Origin of the sequence: Herbaspirillum lusitanum, from assembly GCF_046025995.1 — a bacterium.
In the GTDB taxonomy this organism is placed as follows: domain Bacteria; phylum Pseudomonadota; class Gammaproteobacteria; order Burkholderiales; family Burkholderiaceae_D; genus Herbaspirillum; species Herbaspirillum lusitanum_A.
Genome location: NZ_JAQQFM010000004.1, coordinates 66,915 through 85,888 on the forward strand (window position 1 = coordinate 66,915; position 18,974 = coordinate 85,888).

Sequence of the window (18,974 nt, forward strand, 5' to 3'; positions counted from 1 at the left end):
GGAAACGGCGCGCGCCCCTCAGGTCCTGACCTGATTTTCCGGCACAGAGAAATGCAGCGAGCGATCAACCCGGCGGACTCCCCGCCGTATCGGCTGAGCCGGCACTGCCGTCGCCGGGTGGCAAGGGACGCAATTCCGGCAGACGACGGTGATGTCCCTTGAGCCAGGTCGGCAGCTCATTGGCCGGCATCGGCTTGGCGATCAGATAGCCCTGCCCGATGGCGCATCCTGAATCCTGCAGCAGACGCCAGTCTTCTATGGTCTCTATGCCTTCTGCCACGGTCACCAGTTCCAGCCGGCTTGCCATGTCCAGCGCCGACTGCAGAATCACGCGCAGATTCTTGCGGCTGTGCGCGCCATGCACGAAGGAACGATCGATTTTCAATTCGGTAAAGGGAATGCGCGCCAGTTGCTGCATCGATGAAAAGCCGGTGCCGTAGTCGTCGATGGAAAGGCCGAAGCCCTTGAGACGCAAGCGCGCCAGCGTACCGAGCGCATTGCCAAGATTGGCCACCACCGAGCTCTCGGTGATTTCCAGCACGATCTGATCGGCATCAACCTCATGCTCATCAATCATGGTCAGAATCTTTTGCACGAAGCCCGGCACCTCCAGCGACAAGGGCGACAGATTGATCGCGACCTTGATGGCCAGGCCGCGACTATGCCAGGTCGCAGCCTGGCTCATGGCCTGGCGCATCATCACCAGCGTCAGTTCGTGAATCAGGCCGGTCTGCTCCGCCATCGGGATGAAACGATCCGGCGGGATCATGCCGCGCTCGGGATGCATCCAGCGCGCCAGCGCCTCCACCCCCTTCAACATGCCGCTGCGGATATCCACCTTGGGCTGATAGTAAGGAATCACCTCGCCTGCCGCCAGCGCCTGCGTCAGTTCCTGCTCGGTCATGGGCGGTGAATTGTCGTAGCGCTTGGGGGCAGCGCCGGGCGCCTTGAATGTCTTCAGCGCCCCCAGCAGCTTGTCCTTGCTGAGCGGTTTCTGCAAGGCGCCGAGCACATTCATGCCGAGCGCCTCGATCATGGTCTCCACCGAACTGAGCAAGGAGGTTTCGCGGCTGGACGCCACGATCAAGGGTACGTTGACGCCGCGCTGCTGCAACTGCTGGATCAGCTCGACGCCGTCCATGCCCGGCATCTCCAGATCGATGATGGCCAGGCTAGGCGGCAATTTCAGGATCGCCAGCAGATCGAGGGCCTCGTTGCCGTTGCCGGCTTCGTAGATCATCTCGATGCCGAGTTCGCGCATCAAACCCACGGTGTGTTGACGCTGCAAGGAGCTGTCGTCCACCACCAGCAGGGATTCGATAAGTTCGTTCAGATTTTCAGGAGCCATATCGACCGATCACCGCAGAAATGTTTTCCAGGGAGATGACGTCGCCGACGCCACCCAGTTGTATTGCCTCTTTCGGCATGCCGAATACGACACTGCTCGCTTCATCCTGAGCATAAGTGGCGGCGCCGCGATCAGACAATTCCTTCATGCCACGGGCGCCGTCGTCGCCCATGCCGGTCATGATGATGCCGACCGCGTTGCGCCCCGCGGCCTTGGCGACCGAGCGGAACAGCACATCCACCGAGGGTTTGTGACGGCTCACCAGCGGGCCGTTGACCACCTCGACGTAGTACTGCACGCCATCACGCTTGACCACCACATGCATGCCGCCCGGCGCAATCAGCACGCGCCCCGGCAACACCAGATCGAGATGCTGCGCTTCCACCACTTCCGCCTGCGACAGGCCATTGAGTCGCTGCGCAAAACTCTTGGTGAAGTGCTCCGGCATATGCTGCACGATCACTATTCCCGGACAGTGCGGCGACAAGCCGCGCAATACATACTCCAGAGCCTGCGGCCCGCCGGTCGATACGCCGATGGCCACAATCTTCGGCGTCGCCGGCTGATAGCCGTCGGCCAGGCCCGGTGCACTCAGCACGGCATCGGCGCTCAGGCGCGCATGGTCGGAGGCATGATTGCCGTCCGTGAATGTGCGCGGCAGAGGGCGGATGCCTTTGAACGGCGTGCCCGGCGCGGCGTTCTGAAGCGGCTGCGCCGACACATGAACAATCGCCGCCGGTTCATGCACAACGGCAACTGGCGCAGCCGTCAGTGCCGGGAACGCCGGGAATGCCGCTGCGCCCGCCGGCGCATGCTCGGCAGCATGCGCCGGCCGCACCACCCTCGCCTGTGCCGCCGCTCTGATGGCGGCGATCAGATCGTCCGAACTGTCATGCAGAAAATCACGCACGCCCAGCGATGGTTTGGTGATGATGCCGACCGCACCGGCCGCCAGCGCCTCCATCGTGATGCCGGCGTTCTTCTCCGTCAGCGTCGAGCAGATGATCACCGGCGTCGGCCGGATCGCCATGATCTGGCGCAGGAAAGTGATGCCGTCCATGCGCGGCATCTCTATGTCCAGCACGATGACGTCGGGCCAGGCAACGCGCATCTTGCCCATCGCAAAAATCGGGTCGGAGGCGGTGGCGATCACTTCGATGTCATGGCAATGCGCCAGCAGATCCTGCATCACCTGACGCACCACCGATGAATCGTCCACGATCATGACGCGCGTCTTCATCCCGGCCCACCCGACTCAGCCCGTTTCGCCTCTTCCTTCTTCAAGGTGCCGCGACCGCGGCGCACCCACACATCGCCCGTATTCAGATCGAAACGCAGATAGCGATAGCCGTCGCCTTCGATATCCTGCGCGGCAATCGGTATCTTGTGCTGCTTCAGAATATCCAGCGCAAATTGCGCGTTGGCCTGGCCCACCGGCTTTTGCAACAGTACGGTATCCATGGTACGGCTGCCGCCGAATACCTTGACCTCGTAATCGGCCACCCGCGTCTTGTGTCGTTTGATTTCGGCCAGCAATTGGCGCAAGGCATCTTCACCATAGCGACCATCCAGCGGCAGCTCAACGTCTTCCTGCCCGTTTTCCTTCCGGCCTTGCCGCTGCCGCGCCGGCAGCAAAAAATGACAGAGCCCGCCCAGTCCCTGCTCCGCATGCCAGAACACGATGGCGACGCATGAGCCCAGCAAGGTCTCGACGTAACAGTCGCCCTGCCCGAAAAATACTTCGCCGGGGCTGACGAAAATGCGCTCGGCACTCATCGGCTCTTCCAGTAGATCGAAGGCGACAGCATCTGCAGATCGAGCGGCATGCCGTGCAGCGATTCCGAATGGCCGACAATCAGATGGCCGCCCTGCTTGAGCTTACGGGTGACTGCGCGGATTACCTCGACCTTGGTCTCGAAATCGAAGTAGATGATGACATTGCGCAGAAAAATGATGTCGTACTGCTGATCGGCATCCTGCGACAGATCCATCAGATTACGCTGCTCGAACTGTACTTTGCGGCGCAGCTCCGGCGCGATCAGAAAATGCCCCTCGTACTTGCCGGTGCCGCACAGGCAGTAACGCTTGAGATAGGCCTCCGGAATATTCTGCCCGCGCGCCATCGGGTACAAGCCGCGCCGGCCGAAACTCAGAACACGCTGACTGATGTCGGATGCAAACACACTCCATGCCGCCTGGCGGCGCTGCTCGCCCAGCAGCATCGCCAGTGAGTAGGCCTCTTCACCGGATGAGCTGGCAGCGCTCCAGACCTTGAGATGCGACACGATCCCCAGCGTCGGCAACAATTGCTCTTTCAAAAAATCGAAATGACGTTGTTCGCGAAAAAAATAGGTCTCGTTGGTGGTGATCAGATCAATGGCGCGCTGACGTTCCGCAGTGGCCGAGGGCCTGGCGATCAGCGCGTGATATTCACCCAGCGAGCCAAGCCGCAGTTCGTTCATGCGCCCTGCCAGCCGGCTGTGCAGCAGCGCCTTTTTCGAGTCCGGCAAGTGCAAACCCACATGCTGCCGGAAGAGCTGCTGAAACAGCTGCATCTCCTGGTCGCTGACATCAATGTCGATGGGGGCCGGCGCATTGAACATGGATTCAACTGCCTCCGTTTTTTTCGCCGCCGTCGAAGCCGCCGTCCTCATCTTCGGAACTCATCCCCAGCAGGCTGGCCAGCTCATCCACCGACAGCACCTGCTGAATGTCGAGCGCAACCACGAAGCGTTCGTTGACGCTGATCATGCCTTCGATGAAATCGGCACGTATCCTGGCGCCGAAGGTGGGCCGGGTTTCGACCTTGTTGGCTTCTATGCTCTGCACCGCGCTCACGGCATCCACCATCACGCCCAGCAACAGCAGCTGCTCATCCTGGGTGAACTCCAGAATGATTACGCAGGTGCGTTTGGCCGGCACCGTCGGCGCCCGCCCGAAGCGTATCGCCAGATCGATCACCGGCACCACCGACCCGCGCAGATTGATCACGCCGCGCAAGAACGCCGGCATCAGCGGCACCTCGGTGACGCCGCCGAATTCGATGATCTCGCGGATATTCTCGATCGCCATGGCGAACTGCTCGCCGCCAACCAGAAAGGTCAGAAACTGCCGCATCTCTACCACTTCCGGCGCGCGCTTCTTCCTGAACAAGGACTCTCCGCCTATCGATAAACTTGGCATATGCCTACCCTTTGCAAACTGCTCTCTGAATTTCACACATCCGAAAAAGACGAATTCTTCATATTCTGGCCCGTCAGCATGGGCAACGACTGGGATCTCTTGCGTGCCGCGCCCGCAAACTTCCTTCCAGCATGCGCACTTCCGCTCCCGCTTTCCTCCAGCGAGAAATATTCCATCATTTCCTTGAGCTGCAGCACCTGGCCGCTCATTTCCTCCGACGTCGCCGATAACTCTTCCGATGCCGCGGCGTTCAGTTGCGCGGCCTGCGACACTTGACTGATTGCGGTATTGATTTGTATCAGTCCCGAATTCTGTTCCTTGGCCGAGAAGGAAATTTCATCGACCAGATCGGCGGTGCGCCGTATCGACGGCAACATGTTGTCCAGCAAATGTCCGGCGCGCTCGGCCAGCACCACACTACGCCCGGCCACCTCGACGATCTCCTGCGCCGCCATCTGCGAGCGTTCCGCCAGCTTGCGCACTTCGCCCGCCACCACAGCGAAACCCTTGCCGTTCTCACCGGCGCGCGCCGCTTCAATTGCGGCATTCAATGCCAACAGATTGGTCTGGTAGGCGATATCGTCGATCACGCCGATCTTGCCGGCGATCTGCCGCATCGCTTCCAGCGTCTGACGCACCACGTCACCACTCTCGCTGGCGGCGCGCGCGGCCTCGCCGGCGATGATATTGGTCTTGTTGGCGTTCTCCGTGTTGTGCAGGACGGTGGCGGTGATCTCCTCCACCACGGTGCCGGTCTCTTCCGCATTGGCAGCCTGTTCGGACGAATTCTGGCTGAGTTGTCCTGCGGCGGAGGCCAGTTCGCTCGAGGCCGAAGCCAGCATAACCGTAGTCACGTTGACGTCATTGAGCACCAGATTGATTTTCTCCAGCATCTGCTGCGCGCTGCACAGCATGCTGCCGTCGCCGAAACGCGAGATGTCAAAACGCACGGTGAGATCGCCATCCGCCACCTTCTTCAGCGCCAGCATCGCCTCTTGGGGATCGCCGCCGATCTGGCGCGCGAACATATAACGGGTATACAAGCCCAGCAGCAAGGCAAACAAAACCGCGCACGCTGTGACCGTACTGACTTCAAACAGATTGCTTCGCTCCAGCAGATCGGCGCGCGTCTTGTTGTCGGTGGCTTGCCGTACATTTTCGTCGGTCAGCAGGCGGAGTTGCTGACGCACTTTTTCCGATAGCAGATAAGTATCGTTGGAACTGTCAATGACAGCGGCATTGTCCAGAAGCTGCGCCCGCCGCTTCTCGATGGAGGCGTAGAAATCCTGAAGAATCTGCTCGCACTGCCTCTGCAGATCAGCCTCCAGTTCGGTCACGATCGAGGTGGTTTTATATGCGATGAAAGCCTGCCTGGTCTCTGCGAGACTCCCCTCCACTGCTCCGGCAAGACGTTGGCGCTCGGCAGGATCCTGCGTTTTCTCGAGCAGGGTGGTAGTCGCATACGCATCCAGCGCCCCCTTGCGCACATCGTTCAGATTGACGATGGTCTGCAGATTGGAGCGATAGATTTCCTGTAGCAAGCTGTTCACACGGAACAGGTTGTACATGCCATCCGCCCCGACCCCCAGGGTGATGATCGCCCCCAGTCCGAAACACAAGGCCAGTTTGCTTGCCAGTTTCATACACCCCTCCGACACCACAGTAGTACACGCATTCCGGACGCTCACCACGCGATCCGCACTTGAGTGTTGCATCGGGTCTTGTATGCCCGTTGGATCATTCAAATCACACAACTGCTGCGGGTAAACCCGCCACGGCCAAGATATTGCACCGCCCCTTGCTTCATTGCACCGGGGCCAGCTTCAGAAGCGCTTGAACGAAGATTCATCGACCGGTTCTTCGCCGGTATCCAGCATCGAGATACGACGCGAACGCGGGGTGCTCGCCTTGATCACCTGAGGTTCGTTGATCTGCTTGCCCGCGCGCCCGGCCTGCGCCGCCTGCAAAGGCGGCGCTTCGCCGACGCGGAAGAAACGCATCAGCTCCTGCAGCTGTATCGCCTGCGCGCTCATTTCCTCCGAAGTCGACGACAACTGCTCCGAGGCCGACGCCGTCATCTGCGTGGTCTGGGCCATTTGATGTACGGCATTGTTGATCTGCTCCAGCCCCGCAGACTGTTCGTTCGATGCCGCAGAAATCTCCTGCACCAGATCGGCGGTCTTGCGAATCGACGGCACCATCTGATCCAGCAAGGCGCCGGCTTTTTCCGCCAGACCGACGCTGTTTTCTGCGACGGCGATGATTTCCTGCGCGGCCGCTTGCGAGCGCTCGGCCAGCTTTCTGACTTCGGCGGCCACCACCGCAAATCCCTTGCCGTGCTCGCCGGCACGCGCGGCTTCAATCGCCGCGTTTAATGCCAGCAGATTGGTCTGATACGCAATGTCATCGATGATGCCGATCTTGCCGGCGATCTGTTTCATCGCCAGCACGGTCTCGCGTACTGCCATGCCGCCTTCGGTGGCGGCACTGGCCGACTTGCTGGCGATGCCGTCGGTCATGCGTGCGTTCTCGGCGTTCTGCGCAATGGTGGCGGTAATTTCTTCCACCGAGGCGCTGGTCTCTTCGACGTTGGAGGCTTGCTGCGAGGCGTTCTGGCTGAGCGCCTGGGAAGACGCGGAAATCTGCTCGGAGGCCGAGGCCAGCGAGCTGGCCGTACCGCCGACGTCACCGATCACTGCGGTCCACTTGGCGATCATCTGCTGCGTACTGAACAGCACGCTGCTGCGATCCCTGCCCGACACCGGCACCGCCACCGTCAGATCGCCTTCGGCCACCTTGCGCAGCACCGCCATGGCGTCCTTGGGTTCACCGCCTATCTGCGAGCGGATCGCGCAATAGGCGTACAGCAGGCAGATGAACAGCACCACCATCGATGCGCCCAGCAACCAGAAAATGCGTAATTCCAGCACGGCGTAATCGGACTGCGCCCTCTTCACGCCGGCGGCGGTGCGTTCGTCCACCATGCGCAGAAAATCATTGGTCGGCGTCATGATGCGGCCCAATACGTCGCGGTAGTTCTGGTCGAACACCAACTCCTGCGCCATGGCCTGATTGGGCGCGCCGGTCACGCTGAACTTGCCGGCGCCATCATCGAACTGGCCCTTCACTGCGTGAAATGCGGTGATGTCGATCTTCGACAACTGATCGGCGGTGGATTGCGCCTCCTGCATCTTGGCCAGCTCGGCGGGAGTAAAACCGGCCTGCTTCATCAAGGCGCTCAAAGGCTGCGCCGGACCGCTGGCAGCTTCCACCATCTTGCGCGAATTGACCAGCTCCCAGTTGAAGCGCTCATAGTTCTTGGGACGCGCACGCTTGCCGTTGCGGATGTCTTGCACCATGTAATAGCGCTCTTCATCGTTCGGGTCGCCGGTGGTGACATAGGCGCGCGCGAACTTGGTCATGTCCTCGGTGGTGCGGCGCAACTCATTGGCCAGCGTGAACGAGTAATAGCGCGACTCATGCGCATGATCGAGCGTGCTGTTGGCTTCCTTCAACTGTCGTGTGAGGCCCACTACCGCCGCCACCAGCAGCGCCAGCACAATCACCAGCCAGCTGAAAAGTTGCTTGATGCTCATGCGTTGCATAACTCGGGTTTGCATAGACGTCCTCTGTATCTTCCTGCCGCTCGGCGATGGCCTTACTGCTCCGACGCGAAACCGCGCTCCGGCTGAATCAAACGCACCTGCTCCTGCTGCTGCGTGTATTGAATAAGATGCGGCACATCCAGAATCAAGGCCACCCGGCCGTCACCCAGGATGGTCGAGCCTGACAAGCCCTTCACCTTGCTGAACAGCTTGCCCAGCGGCTTGATCACGGCCTGGCATTCACCCAGCAAACCGTCGACCATCAAGCCGGCGCGATGATGACCGTACTGCACCACCACCAGGCTCTTGCGGCCGCTGGCGCGTGCCGGCAATTCGAACAGCTCGCCCAGCGGAATGAAGGGCAAGGGTTCGTCGCGCAAGGTAACGATGTTGTTGTCGATATTCTGGCTGACCAGATTGATGCACTCGACCACCATGTCGAGCGGAATCACGAACACCGCATTGCCGACAATCACCTGAAAGCCGGAGATGATCGCCATGGTCAGCGGCAAACGAATTCTGACGACCGTACCCTGCCCCAGCACGGTAGCAATATCGACATCGCCGCGCAGCGCATCGACGTTTTTCTTCACTACATCCATGCCGACGCCGCGCCCCGACAAGGCAGTCACCTGCTCCGCCGTCGAGAAGCCCGGCTCGAACACCAGACGGAAAATATCGGCCTCGCTCAGTTCCGCATCGGCGCTGACCACGCCCTGCTCGACCGCCTTGCGCAAGATGCGATCGCGGTTCATGCCGCGGCCGTCGTCCATCACTTCGATCACCACACTGCCCGATTCATGCGTGGCATTGAGCCGCAGAATCGAAGCTTCCGGCTTGCCGGCGGCGACTCTTTCATGCGCCGGCTCGATGCCATGATCAATCGCGTTGCGCACGATATGCATCAACGGGTCGGCGATCTTTTCGACCATGGATTTGTCGAGTTCAGTTTCCGAACCGGTCATCACCAGCTCGATATCCTTGCCCAGATCACGCGCCAGATCGCGCACCACGCGCGGAAAACGCTGGAAGATTTCATTGACCTGCACCATGCGCAACGTCAGCGCGGCATCGCGGATCTGTTCCACCAGTCCGCCTATCGACTGTGTCGCTTCTTCGAACTGCGGATCCTTGCGCCGCTTGGCGATCAGGCTGGCGCCGGCGCCGGCGATGACCAGTTCGCCGACCAGATTGATCAGCTGATCCAGTTTCGACACTTCGATCTTGATGAACTTCTGTTCCTGCGCGCGCTTGTCTTCCAGCGAACGCGGCTTCATGGGCGCGACCGCCAAGGCATTTACCGCAGCCACTGCGGCCTGAATGGTAGCGGTCGCTGCGGTACTGCTCAATGCATGCACGTCCAGCGCGGCGATATCCGGCAGGTCTGCGGCCACCGGCAAACTGGCACGATCATGCTGCGCCAGTTCGAGTATCGCATTCCATTCAAAAGCGTCGAACGCGCCGATGTGATCGAACAGCACGCCCAGACGCGCAGCATCGACCGCGCTCAGTTGCGCCAGCTGCGCGGCATACAATGCCGGCGCACTGCGCGGCGGCAGTACCTGGATGCTACTGTCATCGCGCACGAATTCGAAGACGTCTTCCAGCGTCTGCTGCGTTGAATCGGAGGCGAAGGCGATTTCAAAACCGAGATAGCAATTCTCGGCATCCATCTCCGCAGCGGCCGGGATTTCCTGATCGATGACCAGCACCGCGGCCATGCGACCCAGCGTACGCAGATAGTGCAGGAAGGAAACCGGATCCAGACCATGCCGCAATACGTCCTGACTGAAACGCAGCGACAGATGCCAGAAGGGATTGCCGGTGACCGCACCATCCGGATCTGCGGCCGCCGCATGCGCAGGCGATGGTGCGGATGAAATCGTTGGCGTTGACGTTGACGCTGGCGGCAACGGTGACGATGCCGGCGCCAGCAGATCGAGATTGTCCTTGGCGGTGGCTTGCTCCGGCTCTTCGGACAGCAGACGCTGCAAGGCGGCTTCCAGTTCGGCGCGTTGCTGCGGATCGGGATCGGTGTCTTCGTGCAATTGTTCGATGGCATCGACCAGCGCGCCGATGTAATCGCCGCATTGCAGCAGCAGCGACATCAGCGCTTCGTCGAGCGGCAATTCATTCTTGCGTACGCGTTCCAGCACGCTTTCCAGGATATGGGTGAACGCGACGATGCTGTCGAAGGCGAACAGACCGGCCGAGCCCTTGATGGTATGCGCAGCGCGGAAGATGGCGTTGATGGCATCCTTGCTCGGACCTTCGGCTTCGATCTGCAGCAAGGCCGCTTCCATCGCGACCAGAAGTTCGCGCGCCTCCTGCACCAAGGCGTCCCGGGCGGCATCTTTCTTCATGACGCCCCCACGCCGTCTGCGGCGAAACCGGGCACGGCTCGCGCCTCATCATCGGCGGCGTCGGCGGCAGCGGCGAAATATCCATGCAGATGCAACAGGTCGAAAACCGTCAGCACTGCGGGACTGGAGGCCAGCACCACCACCCGCTTTCCCTGCAAGGCTGCTTCCTTGCGCACCAGCAGCAGCAATTGCACACCCGCGGTATCAATTTCATCGATGCCGCGCAGATCGAGCTGCAACACGGCATGCGCCTGACCCAGCGCGCGCAGCAGATCAAGCTTGCTTTGCGCAGCCTGAAAGATAGTGAAGCCGCCGTTCAGACTGAGCAGCAACTCTCCTTCATGGGTGGCGTAAGTCAATGGCATGGTCGATGCTCCGCACGCATATTCATTTCACCTCAAGGCAGCACCAGCTTGGCGACCGCTTCCAGCAACACCGGCGGCTGGAATGGTTTGTGCACCCAGGCCCGCACACCGGCGGCACGCCCCTCCTGCTTGATGTCTTCGCCGCTTTCGGTGGTCACCATGATCACCGGCGTGAATTTGTAGTTCGGCATCTGCTTCATTTCGCGCACGAAACTGAGGCCGTCCAGATTCGGCATGTTGACGTCCGAAATCACCAGATTGAATTTGCGGCCGTCGAGTTTGCTCAGCGCGTCCTTGCCATCGTTGGCCTCGACCACCTGATAGCCGGCGCTCTTGAGCGCGATGCTGATGGTTTGCCGCAGGCTGAATGAATCGTCGACGATCAGGATGGTTTTTTCCATGCGTTCCCCCGCTAAAAGAAATCGACCGACGAATGCAGCACGGGCGCCGACTGTCGGCCGCTGTGCATCTGTCGCTGTTCGTGAGTGGTATAGGTCTGTTCCAGATCAGCCAGCCATTGCGCACGCGGCGGCAAGCTGTGCCCCCCATCCAGCGCCTCATGCAGCTTGCTGATGTCGCTTTGCACATGGTCGAGGATCTGGCTGATGCGATCCTGAAATTGCAGGCTGACCAGGATCTGGCAGATCTCCTGATCGACTTCGCGATTTTCTTCCTGCAACTGATCGACCTTGCCGCTCAGCTTGAGCGCCGATTCGCGGAAATCCGACACCACCTGATCGATCACCGTGCGCGAATTGTCCATGACCGCGCCGGATTCGCTGTCGATTTCGCTGGCGGCGCTGATCGCCGCCTGGATCTGCTGACGCGCCGCTTTCGATTTGGCGACGATCTGGCGGCTGTTGCTGGCCGAGCGTTCTGCCATTTCCTGCCAGCTGCGCTCATCGCTGACCAAATCCGCGACGCCGGTATGGCCGGCGAGCTGTTCGTTTTCCTGCGCCAGCTGACGAATCTCTTCATGCGCGTGACTGAGGCTATCCATCTTGCGCAACAAACCCTGGCGACTTGCCAGTACATCTTCCAGCGCCGCAGCGATCGCACCGAGTTGCATGGCGGCGTTCTGTATCACTTGCAGTACATCGGCATTCTTGCCGCCCTGCGACAGCTTGAGAGCACCGCCCAGACGATCGTGCAGACCGGCGAAACGCGCAGTCAGATTGTCGATCGCCTCCTGCGTCTGGCTGCGCGCCAGTTGTACATTACCGCGCCAGGCCGGCAGCACGCCCGACATCAGTTCAGGCAGCGCCTGCGCCTGCGCCTCGTTGGCGACAACGGTGGAGTGCTGTGAGGTACCCTCCGCAACCGAGGTGGCGCCCGTCATCATAGGGGCCGCGGTTTCGACGTTACTCAATTGCACTTCATGTCCGGCAACCACCACGGCGACGGGTGCCGTGCTTTGGGGCACAGGCAAGGGCGAGGCAGCGTCCGCAGCCTCGCCGGCGATCCGCAGCGCGCCATTGAGATAGAAGGCGCCGCCCAGCAAGACCCCGACCAGCACCCCCAGCCACCAATGTTGCGCCAGCGATGCCATCAACACGAGGTTGAGCATGCATAGCAACAGCAAGATATTTCGCAAAGACTTCACATCCCGCCCCATCTGAAATTGTTCTTCTGATGCACATCCTGCGCCGGCATGCGGTCGTCCAGATGTTTTCGTCCCTATCCATTGCTTAACGGCAGGGCAAGACTGCTTTTTTAGCAAGCAAGCGAAATTTTACGAAAAAAGTTGCCCGCTAAAAACGTGTGGCTGGCGCAAAGCCTCGGCCCATCAACGGCTGATGAGCTATTGTGAAGCTTACAAGAAGCTGAGCGTCGCCGGAATAAGGGGGAAATACTGCCGGATTTTTCGGATTGAATTTCCCATAAGAATAATTTTCCCTGCGGCAAGGATGGTGCGCCGGAGTGCCTGGTACAAAATCCTCTACAATGCGGCACCTGCAATCTGCAATGCCGAGCGGAGCAAGCAGAGCGGGAAACCTGATCAGCGGATTGACGCACGCATGGATTTAACTACCTGTAAATACATTGCGGTCGAAGGACCGATCGGCGTTGGCAAAACCACGCTGACGAAGCGGCTGGCCGCCACACTTGGCGCCCGCCCCGTCCTTGAGCTGCCGACCGAAAATCCGTTTCTGGAAAAGTTTTATCGCGATGCCGCCCGGTACGCATTGCCGACCCAGATGCATTTTCTGTTTCAGCGCATGGAGCAGTTGCAGCCCCTCAATCGTGACGAGCGCGGCGAAGCCCGTTTCGTCGCCGACTTCGTGCTGGAAAAAGATGCGCTGTTCGCGCAACTGACGCTGGCCGATGAGGAACTCAAGCTGTATCAGCAACTGTATGCCCATCTGCGTCCGCAGGTACGCCAGCCCGATCTGCTGATCTATCTGCAGGCATCGCCAAGCACGCTGCTGCAGCGTATCGCGCAACGCGGCATTGCAATGGAAGGCGCCATTTCTGCCGACTATCTGCAACGCCTGTGCGACAGCTACAGCAACTTTTTTTATCACTACGAGGGCGCGCCGCTGCTGACGGTCAATACCGAGCATCTGAATCTGGCCGAAGGCGATTCGGATTTCAGCACCTTGCTGTCACACATCGCCGCCCTGCGCGGCAAGCGCGCCTATCTGAATCAGGGAGACTGAAAACATGTCAGGCTATTTGCAGGAAACCGGCGCGACGGCGCGCAGTAAAGCGATCACCACGCATACCTTGCAAGCCATGCGCGACAAGGGCGAAAAATTTTCCATGCTGACCTGCTACGACGCCAGCTTTGCAACGCTGATGGATCGTAGCGGCGTTGAAGTGGTGCTGATCGGCGACTCGCTGGGCATGGTCTGCCAGGGTCACAACTCGACCCTGCCGGTCACAGTGCAAGACATCGTGTATCACACTGCCAGCGTGGCGCGCGGCAACGGCACCATGCTGATCATGGCCGACCTGCCCTTCGGCAGCTATCCGACATCGCAGGCGGCTTTCGACAATGCCGTCAAGCTGATGCAGGCAGGCGCGCACTCGATCAAGCTGGAGGGCGGCGCCTGGCTGGTCGACACCGTCAAGTTCCTGACCGAGCGCGGGATTCCGGTGTGCGCGCATCTGGGCCTGACGCCGCAGTCAGTGCATCAGCTGGGCGGCTTCAAGGTGCAGGGTAAAACCATGGACGGCGCCACGCGCCTGCATGCCGATGCGGTGGCGCTGCAAAATGCCGGCGCTTCCATGCTGTTGCTGGAAGCGATTCCGGCAACGCTGGGCAAGGAAATCACCGAGCGCCTCAGCGTTCCGACCATCGGCATCGGCGCCGGCCCCGATTGCTCTGGCCAGGTGCTGGTGATGCATGACATGCTGGGGGTGTTCCCAGGCCACAAGAGCCGCTTCGTGCGCAACTTCATGGACGGCGCGAACGGCATCGACGGTGCACTGAAGGCCTATGTGGCGGCGGTGAAGGATGGCAGCTTTCCGGCCCAGGAACATTGTTTCTGAGCGGAGGCCGGCCATTCTTTACGCGCTGCAGGACTGACTTCCCAGCCTCGCATCACTCAATAAAAAAGCCTGCTTGCGCAGGCTTTTTTATTGTTCAGGTGCAGCCGGTGTCAGCTCACTCTTCGCTGAGGTCGCTGTAGCGTGCAAGACTCTCGCTCAGATAGCGGGTGCATTCGTCGGTATTGCTGATGGTCGGCGACAAAGCGCTCAGCAGACCGTCGTGCACGCCGTAGACCAGCGGATGAATGCTCAGTTGCTGACCGCGCTCCCAGGCATCGGCGACAATGGTGGTGCGGCAGATGTTGGCGACTTGCTCAAGCACATTCAGCTCGCACAGGCGATCGTGCTTCTCGTTGTCAGACAGATGATCATGGAAGCAGCCGACGTGCTTTTCATGCACATCCTGCACGTGCTGCAGCCAGTTATCGGCGAGGCCGACACGGCGCTTGGTCAGGGCCGCCTGCACCCCGGCGCAGCCGTAATGGCCGCACACGATCACGTGCTTGACCTTGAGTACATCCACCGCGAATTGAAGGACCGACAGGCAATTCAGATCGGTATGCACCACCACGTTGGCAATGTTGCGGTGAACGAATAACTCGCCGGGCAACAGGCCCAGCAGATCGTTGGCGGGAACGCGATTGTCGGAACAGCCGATCCAGAAATATTCAGGCGAGCGCTGGGCGCCCAGCTTCTTGAAAAAATCGGGATCGCGGTCAGTGATTTCGCTGGCCCAGCGGCGATTGCCCTGAAGCAGCTGTTGCTGAACCTGGTCTTGTTGGCTTGTTTTTTTCATAGTCTTCAAGATCGAGTGTCATGTGGCCCGCTCGCGGCACGAGCGTGCAGCCGGGACGACATGAAGGTGGATGAGCGGAAGACCGTGCAGCTTGCCGGAATCCCGAGCGCAGCGCTGAAGCCGGCCGGGATCGGAGCCGGTCTGCAGCCCTGTTAAAAAGACTGAGGCCGACGCTGCTATCGATATCTTCCGGGAAAGTAGCGCAGCTCGCGCTACTGCAGATCTGTGCGGCACCCGCCTGCGTGTTGCAGGCTCATGCGCGCGTGGATCGCCGAGACAGCATTGTATAGAAAAAGCACATAAAAAAACCGGCACATCGGTAAAGACATGCCGGCCTGGTGCGGGCTTACTCGAAGAATTCCTTGACCTTGTCTTTCCAGGTCTTGGTCTGCGGGCTGTGCTTGGCGCCGCCTTCGGCAGTCAGTTGCTCAAACTCGCGCAGCAGCTCCTTCTGGCGTTCGGTCAGCTTGACCGGCGTCTCCACCACCACATGGCAGAACAGATCACCGGCATAACCGGAGCGCACGCCCTTGATGCCCTTGCCGCGCAGGCGGAAAGTCTTGCCGCTCTGCGTGCCTTCAGGAATCGAGAACGAGGCCTTGCCGTTGAGCGTAGGCGCTTCGATTTCGCCGCCCAGCGCGGCCTTGGCGAAGGAGATCGGCATTTCGCAATGCAGATCGTCGCCGTCGCGCTGGAACACTTCGTGTTGCTTGATGTGAATTTCCACATACAGATCGCCCGGAGGACCGCCGTTCACGCCCGGTTCGCCGTTGCCGGACGAACGGATGCGCATGCCGTCATCGATGCCTTCGGGAATCTTCACCTCCAGTGTCTTGTTGCGCTTCAGGCGACCGGCGCCGGCGCACGTCGGGCATGGCTCGGGAACCACCTTGCCGCTACCGTGGCACTTGGGGCAAGTCTGCTGAATGCTGAAGAAACCCTGCTGCATGCGCACCTGGCCGTGGCCGCCGCAAGTCGAGCAAGTGACCGGCGAGGTGCCGGGCTTGGCGCCGCTGCCGTGGCAGGTGTCGCACTCATCCCAGGAGGGCACGCGAATGGTGGTGTCGAAACCGTGGGCGGCCTGCTCCAGCGTGATTTCCAGGTTGTAGCGCAAGTCGGCGCCGCGATATACCTGCGGACCGGCGCCGCGACCGCGGCCACCACCGCCGCCGCCGCCGAAGATGTCGCCGAAGATGTCGCCGAACGCGTCGGCAAAGCCGCCCGCACCGGCGCCGCCGCCACCGCCGCCCATGTTGGGATCAACGCCGGCGTGGCCGTAGCGGTCATAGGCATCACGCTTCTGCGGGTCGGACAGCATTTCGTATGCTTCCTTGACCTCTTTGAATTTGTCCTCCGCGCCCTTGCTGTCCGGGTTGCGGTCAGGATGGTACTTCATCGCCAGTTTGCGATATGCCTTCTTGATTTCTTCGTCCGTGGCGTTTTTCGCCAGACCGAGAATCTCGTAAAAATCACGTTTTGCCATGTAAAGAACTCATTTCATAAGTAGGCGTGAATGCGAGCGAGTCCTGTCGGATCGGGTGCATGGCGCGCCAGGGAAGCAAACAGGCCGCTTCCTTCGGGTTCTGCTCAGAATAGTTGCGCTACAGACAGAAACCAACAATGTGAAAAAGCCGAGGGACTAGCTTGCGGCTGTCTACCTCGGCGCGTCGCCAGTGAAACGGCGACCTGTTTTGCTTGCCTGATACCTTGCTTCTTTGCTGTACGTCCGGCGCATGATCTTGTTGCATTCAGCTACATCAACGAACCCGGATTTGCCCTTTTCCAGCATGCAAATTTCGCGCCCGCTACCGCTTCATCCAGCCGGAAGCCGAGCCGCCGCGATGCATCAAGCGGCGGCCGGACAGGGGTCTTGCTATTACTTCACTTCCTTGAAGTCGGCATCGACCACGTTGTCGTCCTTGGCGGCTGCGCCTTCGGTCGCACCGGCAGTTGCGCCGGCCGCGCCGCCTGCAGCTGCGGCTTGCGCCTGCTGGTCGGCATACATCTTTTCGCCCAGCTTCTGCGCGGCGGTCGACAAGGCAGCGGTCTTGGCGTCGATGGCAGCCTTGTCGCTACCCTTCAATACCTCTTCCAGCTCCTTGATGGCGGCTTCGATCACTTCCTTCTCGCCGGCCGCCAGCTTGTCGCCGTATTCGCCCAAGGCCTTCTTGGTCGAGTGCACCAGCGCATCGCCCTGGTTGTGGGCTTCAGCCAGTTCCTTCAGACGCTTGTCTTCATCGGCGTTGGCTTCGGCGTCACGCACCATCTTTTCGATCTCTTCTTCATTCAAGCCGGAGTTGGCCTTGATGGTGACCTTGTTTTCCTTGCCGGTGGCCTTGTCCTTGGCGCCCACGTGCAAAATACCGTTGGCGTCGATGTCGAAGGTCACTTCGATCTGCGGCGTGCCGCGTGGCGAAGGTGGAATGCCTTCCAGATTGAATTCGCCCAGGCCCTTGTTGCCGGCCGCCATTTCACGCTCGCCCTGATACACCTTGATGGTCACGGCCGGCTGATTGTCGTCGGCCGTCGAGAACACCTGACTGAACTTGGTCGGAATGGTGGTGTTCTTCTTGATCATCTTGGTCATCACGCCGCCCATGGTTTCGATACCCAGCGACAGCGGGGTCACGTCCAGCAGCAGCAAGTCCTTGCGATCGCCGGACAGCACCGAACCCTGGATCGCGGCGCCGACGGCCACCGCCTCATCCGGATTCACGTCCTTGCGCGGCTCCTTGCCGAAGAATTCCTTCACCTTTTCCTGCACCTTAGGCATACGGGTCATGCCGCCGACCAGAATGATGTCGTCGATGTCGCTGACCTTGACGCCGGCATCCTTGATCGCGATGCGGCAAGGCTCGATGGTCTTGCTGATCAGTTCTTCGACCAGCGATTCCAGCTTGGCGCGGGTGATCTTCAGATTCAGGTGAACCGGTGCGCCATTGGCCATGGCGATGTAAGGCTCGTTGATTTCAGTCTGTTGCGACGACGACAGTTCGATCTTGGCGCGCTCGGCCGAAGCCTTGATGCGTTGCAGAGCGATGGCGTCTTTCGACAGGTCCAGACCGTTGATCTTCTTGAACTCTTCGATGATGTAATCGATGATGCGTTGGTCGAAGTCTTCGCCGCCGAGGAAGGTGTCGCCGTTGGTCGACAGCACTTCGAATTGCTTTTCGCCATCGACGTCGGCGATTTCGATGATGGAGACGTCAAAGGTGCCGCCGCCCAAGTCATACACCGCGATCTTGCGGTCGCCCTTTTCGGTCTTGTCCAGGCCGAACGCCAGCGCAGCCGCAGTCGGCTCGTTGATGATGCGTTTGACTTCCAGACCGGCGATACGACCGGCGTCCTTGGTCGCCTGACGTTGCGCGTCGTTGAAGTAAGCCGGCACGGTGATCACGGCTTCGGTGACTTCTTCGCCCAGATAATCTTCGGCGGTCTTCTTCATCTTGCGCAGCACTTCTGCGGAGATTTGCGGTGGCGCCAGCTTCTTGTCGCGCACGCCGATCCAAGCGTCGCCGTTGTCGGCCTTGACGATCTGGTAAGGCATCAGACCGATGTCTTTCTGTACTTCTTTTTCTTCGAACTTGCGACCGATCAGACGCTTGGCGGCGTAGATGGTGTTCTTCGGATTGGTGACTGCCTGGCGCTTGGCCGGCGCGCCGACCAGCACTTCGCCGTCTTCCTGATACGCGATGATGGATGGCGTAGTGCGCGCGCCTTCCGAGTTTTCAATGACCTTGGGTTGATTGCCTTCCAGAATGGAAACGCAAGAGTTGGTGGTACCCAAGTCAATACCGATGATTTTTCCCATGATTTTTC

Annotated in this window: 16 protein-coding genes; 2 read left to right on the forward strand and 14 right to left on the reverse strand. The window is 60.1% G+C overall.

The features are described from left to right. Positions 1–64: 64 nt before the first annotated feature. The 11 genes from PQR62_RS08965 to PQR62_RS09015 all read right to left on the reverse strand — a co-directional run bounded on the left by PQR62_RS08965 (position 65) and on the right by PQR62_RS09015 (position 12,431). Complete coding sequence (locus PQR62_RS08965) at positions 65–1,348, reverse strand: EAL domain-containing response regulator (protein ID WP_408157012.1); 1,284 nt, start codon at positions 1,346–1,348, stop codon at positions 65–67. Then, positions 1,338–2,588: a protein-glutamate methylesterase/protein-glutamine glutaminase gene (locus PQR62_RS08970; RefSeq protein ID WP_408157013.1), complete on the reverse strand. Its 1,251-nt coding sequence runs from the start codon at positions 2,586–2,588 to the stop codon at positions 1,338–1,340. The genes PQR62_RS08965 and PQR62_RS08970 overlap by 11 nt, the downstream gene beginning before the upstream one ends. Beyond that, on the reverse strand, positions 2,585–3,124 hold the full coding sequence (locus PQR62_RS08975; RefSeq protein WP_408157015.1) for a chemotaxis protein CheD: 540 nt from the start codon (positions 3,122–3,124) through the stop codon (positions 2,585–2,587). Before PQR62_RS08975 ends, PQR62_RS08970 begins: the two co-directional genes overlap by 4 nt. Continuing rightward, a complete protein-coding gene (locus PQR62_RS08980; RefSeq protein ID WP_408157017.1) occupies positions 3,121–3,951 on the reverse strand; it encodes a CheR family methyltransferase in 831 nt (276 codons plus the stop codon). Before PQR62_RS08980 ends, PQR62_RS08975 begins: the two co-directional genes overlap by 4 nt. A gap of 4 nt (positions 3,952–3,955) precedes the next feature. Continuing rightward, entirely contained in the window at positions 3,956–4,531 is a 576-nt protein-coding gene (locus tag PQR62_RS08985; RefSeq protein WP_408157019.1) for a chemotaxis protein CheW, read from the reverse strand. Positions 4,532–4,563: 32 nt separating this feature from the next. After that, a complete protein-coding gene (locus PQR62_RS08990) occupies positions 4,564–6,174 on the reverse strand; it encodes a methyl-accepting chemotaxis protein (protein ID WP_408157021.1) in 1,611 nt (536 codons plus the stop codon). Between the two features lie 180 nt (positions 6,175–6,354). Then, a complete protein-coding gene (locus PQR62_RS08995; RefSeq protein WP_408157023.1) occupies positions 6,355–8,151 on the reverse strand; it encodes a methyl-accepting chemotaxis protein in 1,797 nt (598 codons plus the stop codon). Positions 8,152–8,189: 38 nt separating this feature from the next. Next, entirely contained in the window at positions 8,190–10,499 is a 2,310-nt protein-coding gene (locus PQR62_RS09000; RefSeq protein WP_408157025.1) for a chemotaxis protein CheA, read from the reverse strand. Beyond that, entirely contained in the window at positions 10,496–10,864 is a 369-nt protein-coding gene (locus PQR62_RS09005) for an STAS domain-containing protein (RefSeq protein ID WP_408157027.1), read from the reverse strand. Before PQR62_RS09005 ends, PQR62_RS09000 begins: the two co-directional genes overlap by 4 nt. A gap of 32 nt (positions 10,865–10,896) precedes the next feature. Continuing rightward, positions 10,897–11,265 (reverse strand): response regulator, encoded by a 369-nt coding sequence (locus PQR62_RS09010; RefSeq protein WP_408157029.1) that lies wholly within the window; start codon positions 11,263–11,265, stop codon positions 10,897–10,899. Between the two features lie 11 nt (positions 11,266–11,276). Then, entirely contained in the window at positions 11,277–12,431 is a 1,155-nt protein-coding gene (locus PQR62_RS09015; protein ID WP_408157031.1) for a chemotaxis protein, read from the reverse strand. 451 nt (positions 12,432–12,882) lie between these two features. On the opposite strand from PQR62_RS09015, the gene PQR62_RS09020 reads away from it, so the two are divergent. Continuing rightward, a complete protein-coding gene (locus PQR62_RS09020) occupies positions 12,883–13,524 on the forward strand; it encodes a deoxynucleoside kinase (RefSeq protein ID WP_408157033.1) in 642 nt (213 codons plus the stop codon). Between the two features lie 4 nt (positions 13,525–13,528). After that, positions 13,529–14,359, forward strand: coding sequence for a 3-methyl-2-oxobutanoate hydroxymethyltransferase (gene panB / locus PQR62_RS09025; RefSeq protein WP_408157035.1), 831 nt, complete (start codon positions 13,529–13,531; stop codon positions 14,357–14,359). 115 nt (positions 14,360–14,474) lie between these two features. Here the strand turns inward: panB and can are convergent, their stop codons facing one another. The 3 genes from can to dnaK all read right to left on the reverse strand — a co-directional run bounded on the left by can (position 14,475) and on the right by dnaK (position 18,966). Continuing rightward, positions 14,475–15,155 carry a carbonate dehydratase gene (can, locus tag PQR62_RS09030; RefSeq protein WP_408157037.1) on the reverse strand — a complete coding sequence of 227 codons (681 nt, stop codon included), beginning with the start codon at positions 15,153–15,155 and terminating at the stop codon, positions 14,475–14,477. Positions 15,156–15,501: 346 nt separating this feature from the next. Beyond that, a complete protein-coding gene (gene dnaJ, locus PQR62_RS09035; protein ID WP_408157039.1) occupies positions 15,502–16,638 on the reverse strand; it encodes a molecular chaperone DnaJ in 1,137 nt (378 codons plus the stop codon). A gap of 393 nt (positions 16,639–17,031) precedes the next feature. Then, on the reverse strand, positions 17,032–18,966 hold the full coding sequence (gene dnaK / locus PQR62_RS09040) for a molecular chaperone DnaK (RefSeq protein WP_408157041.1): 1,935 nt from the start codon (positions 18,964–18,966) through the stop codon (positions 17,032–17,034). Positions 18,967–18,974: the final 8 nt, after the last annotated feature.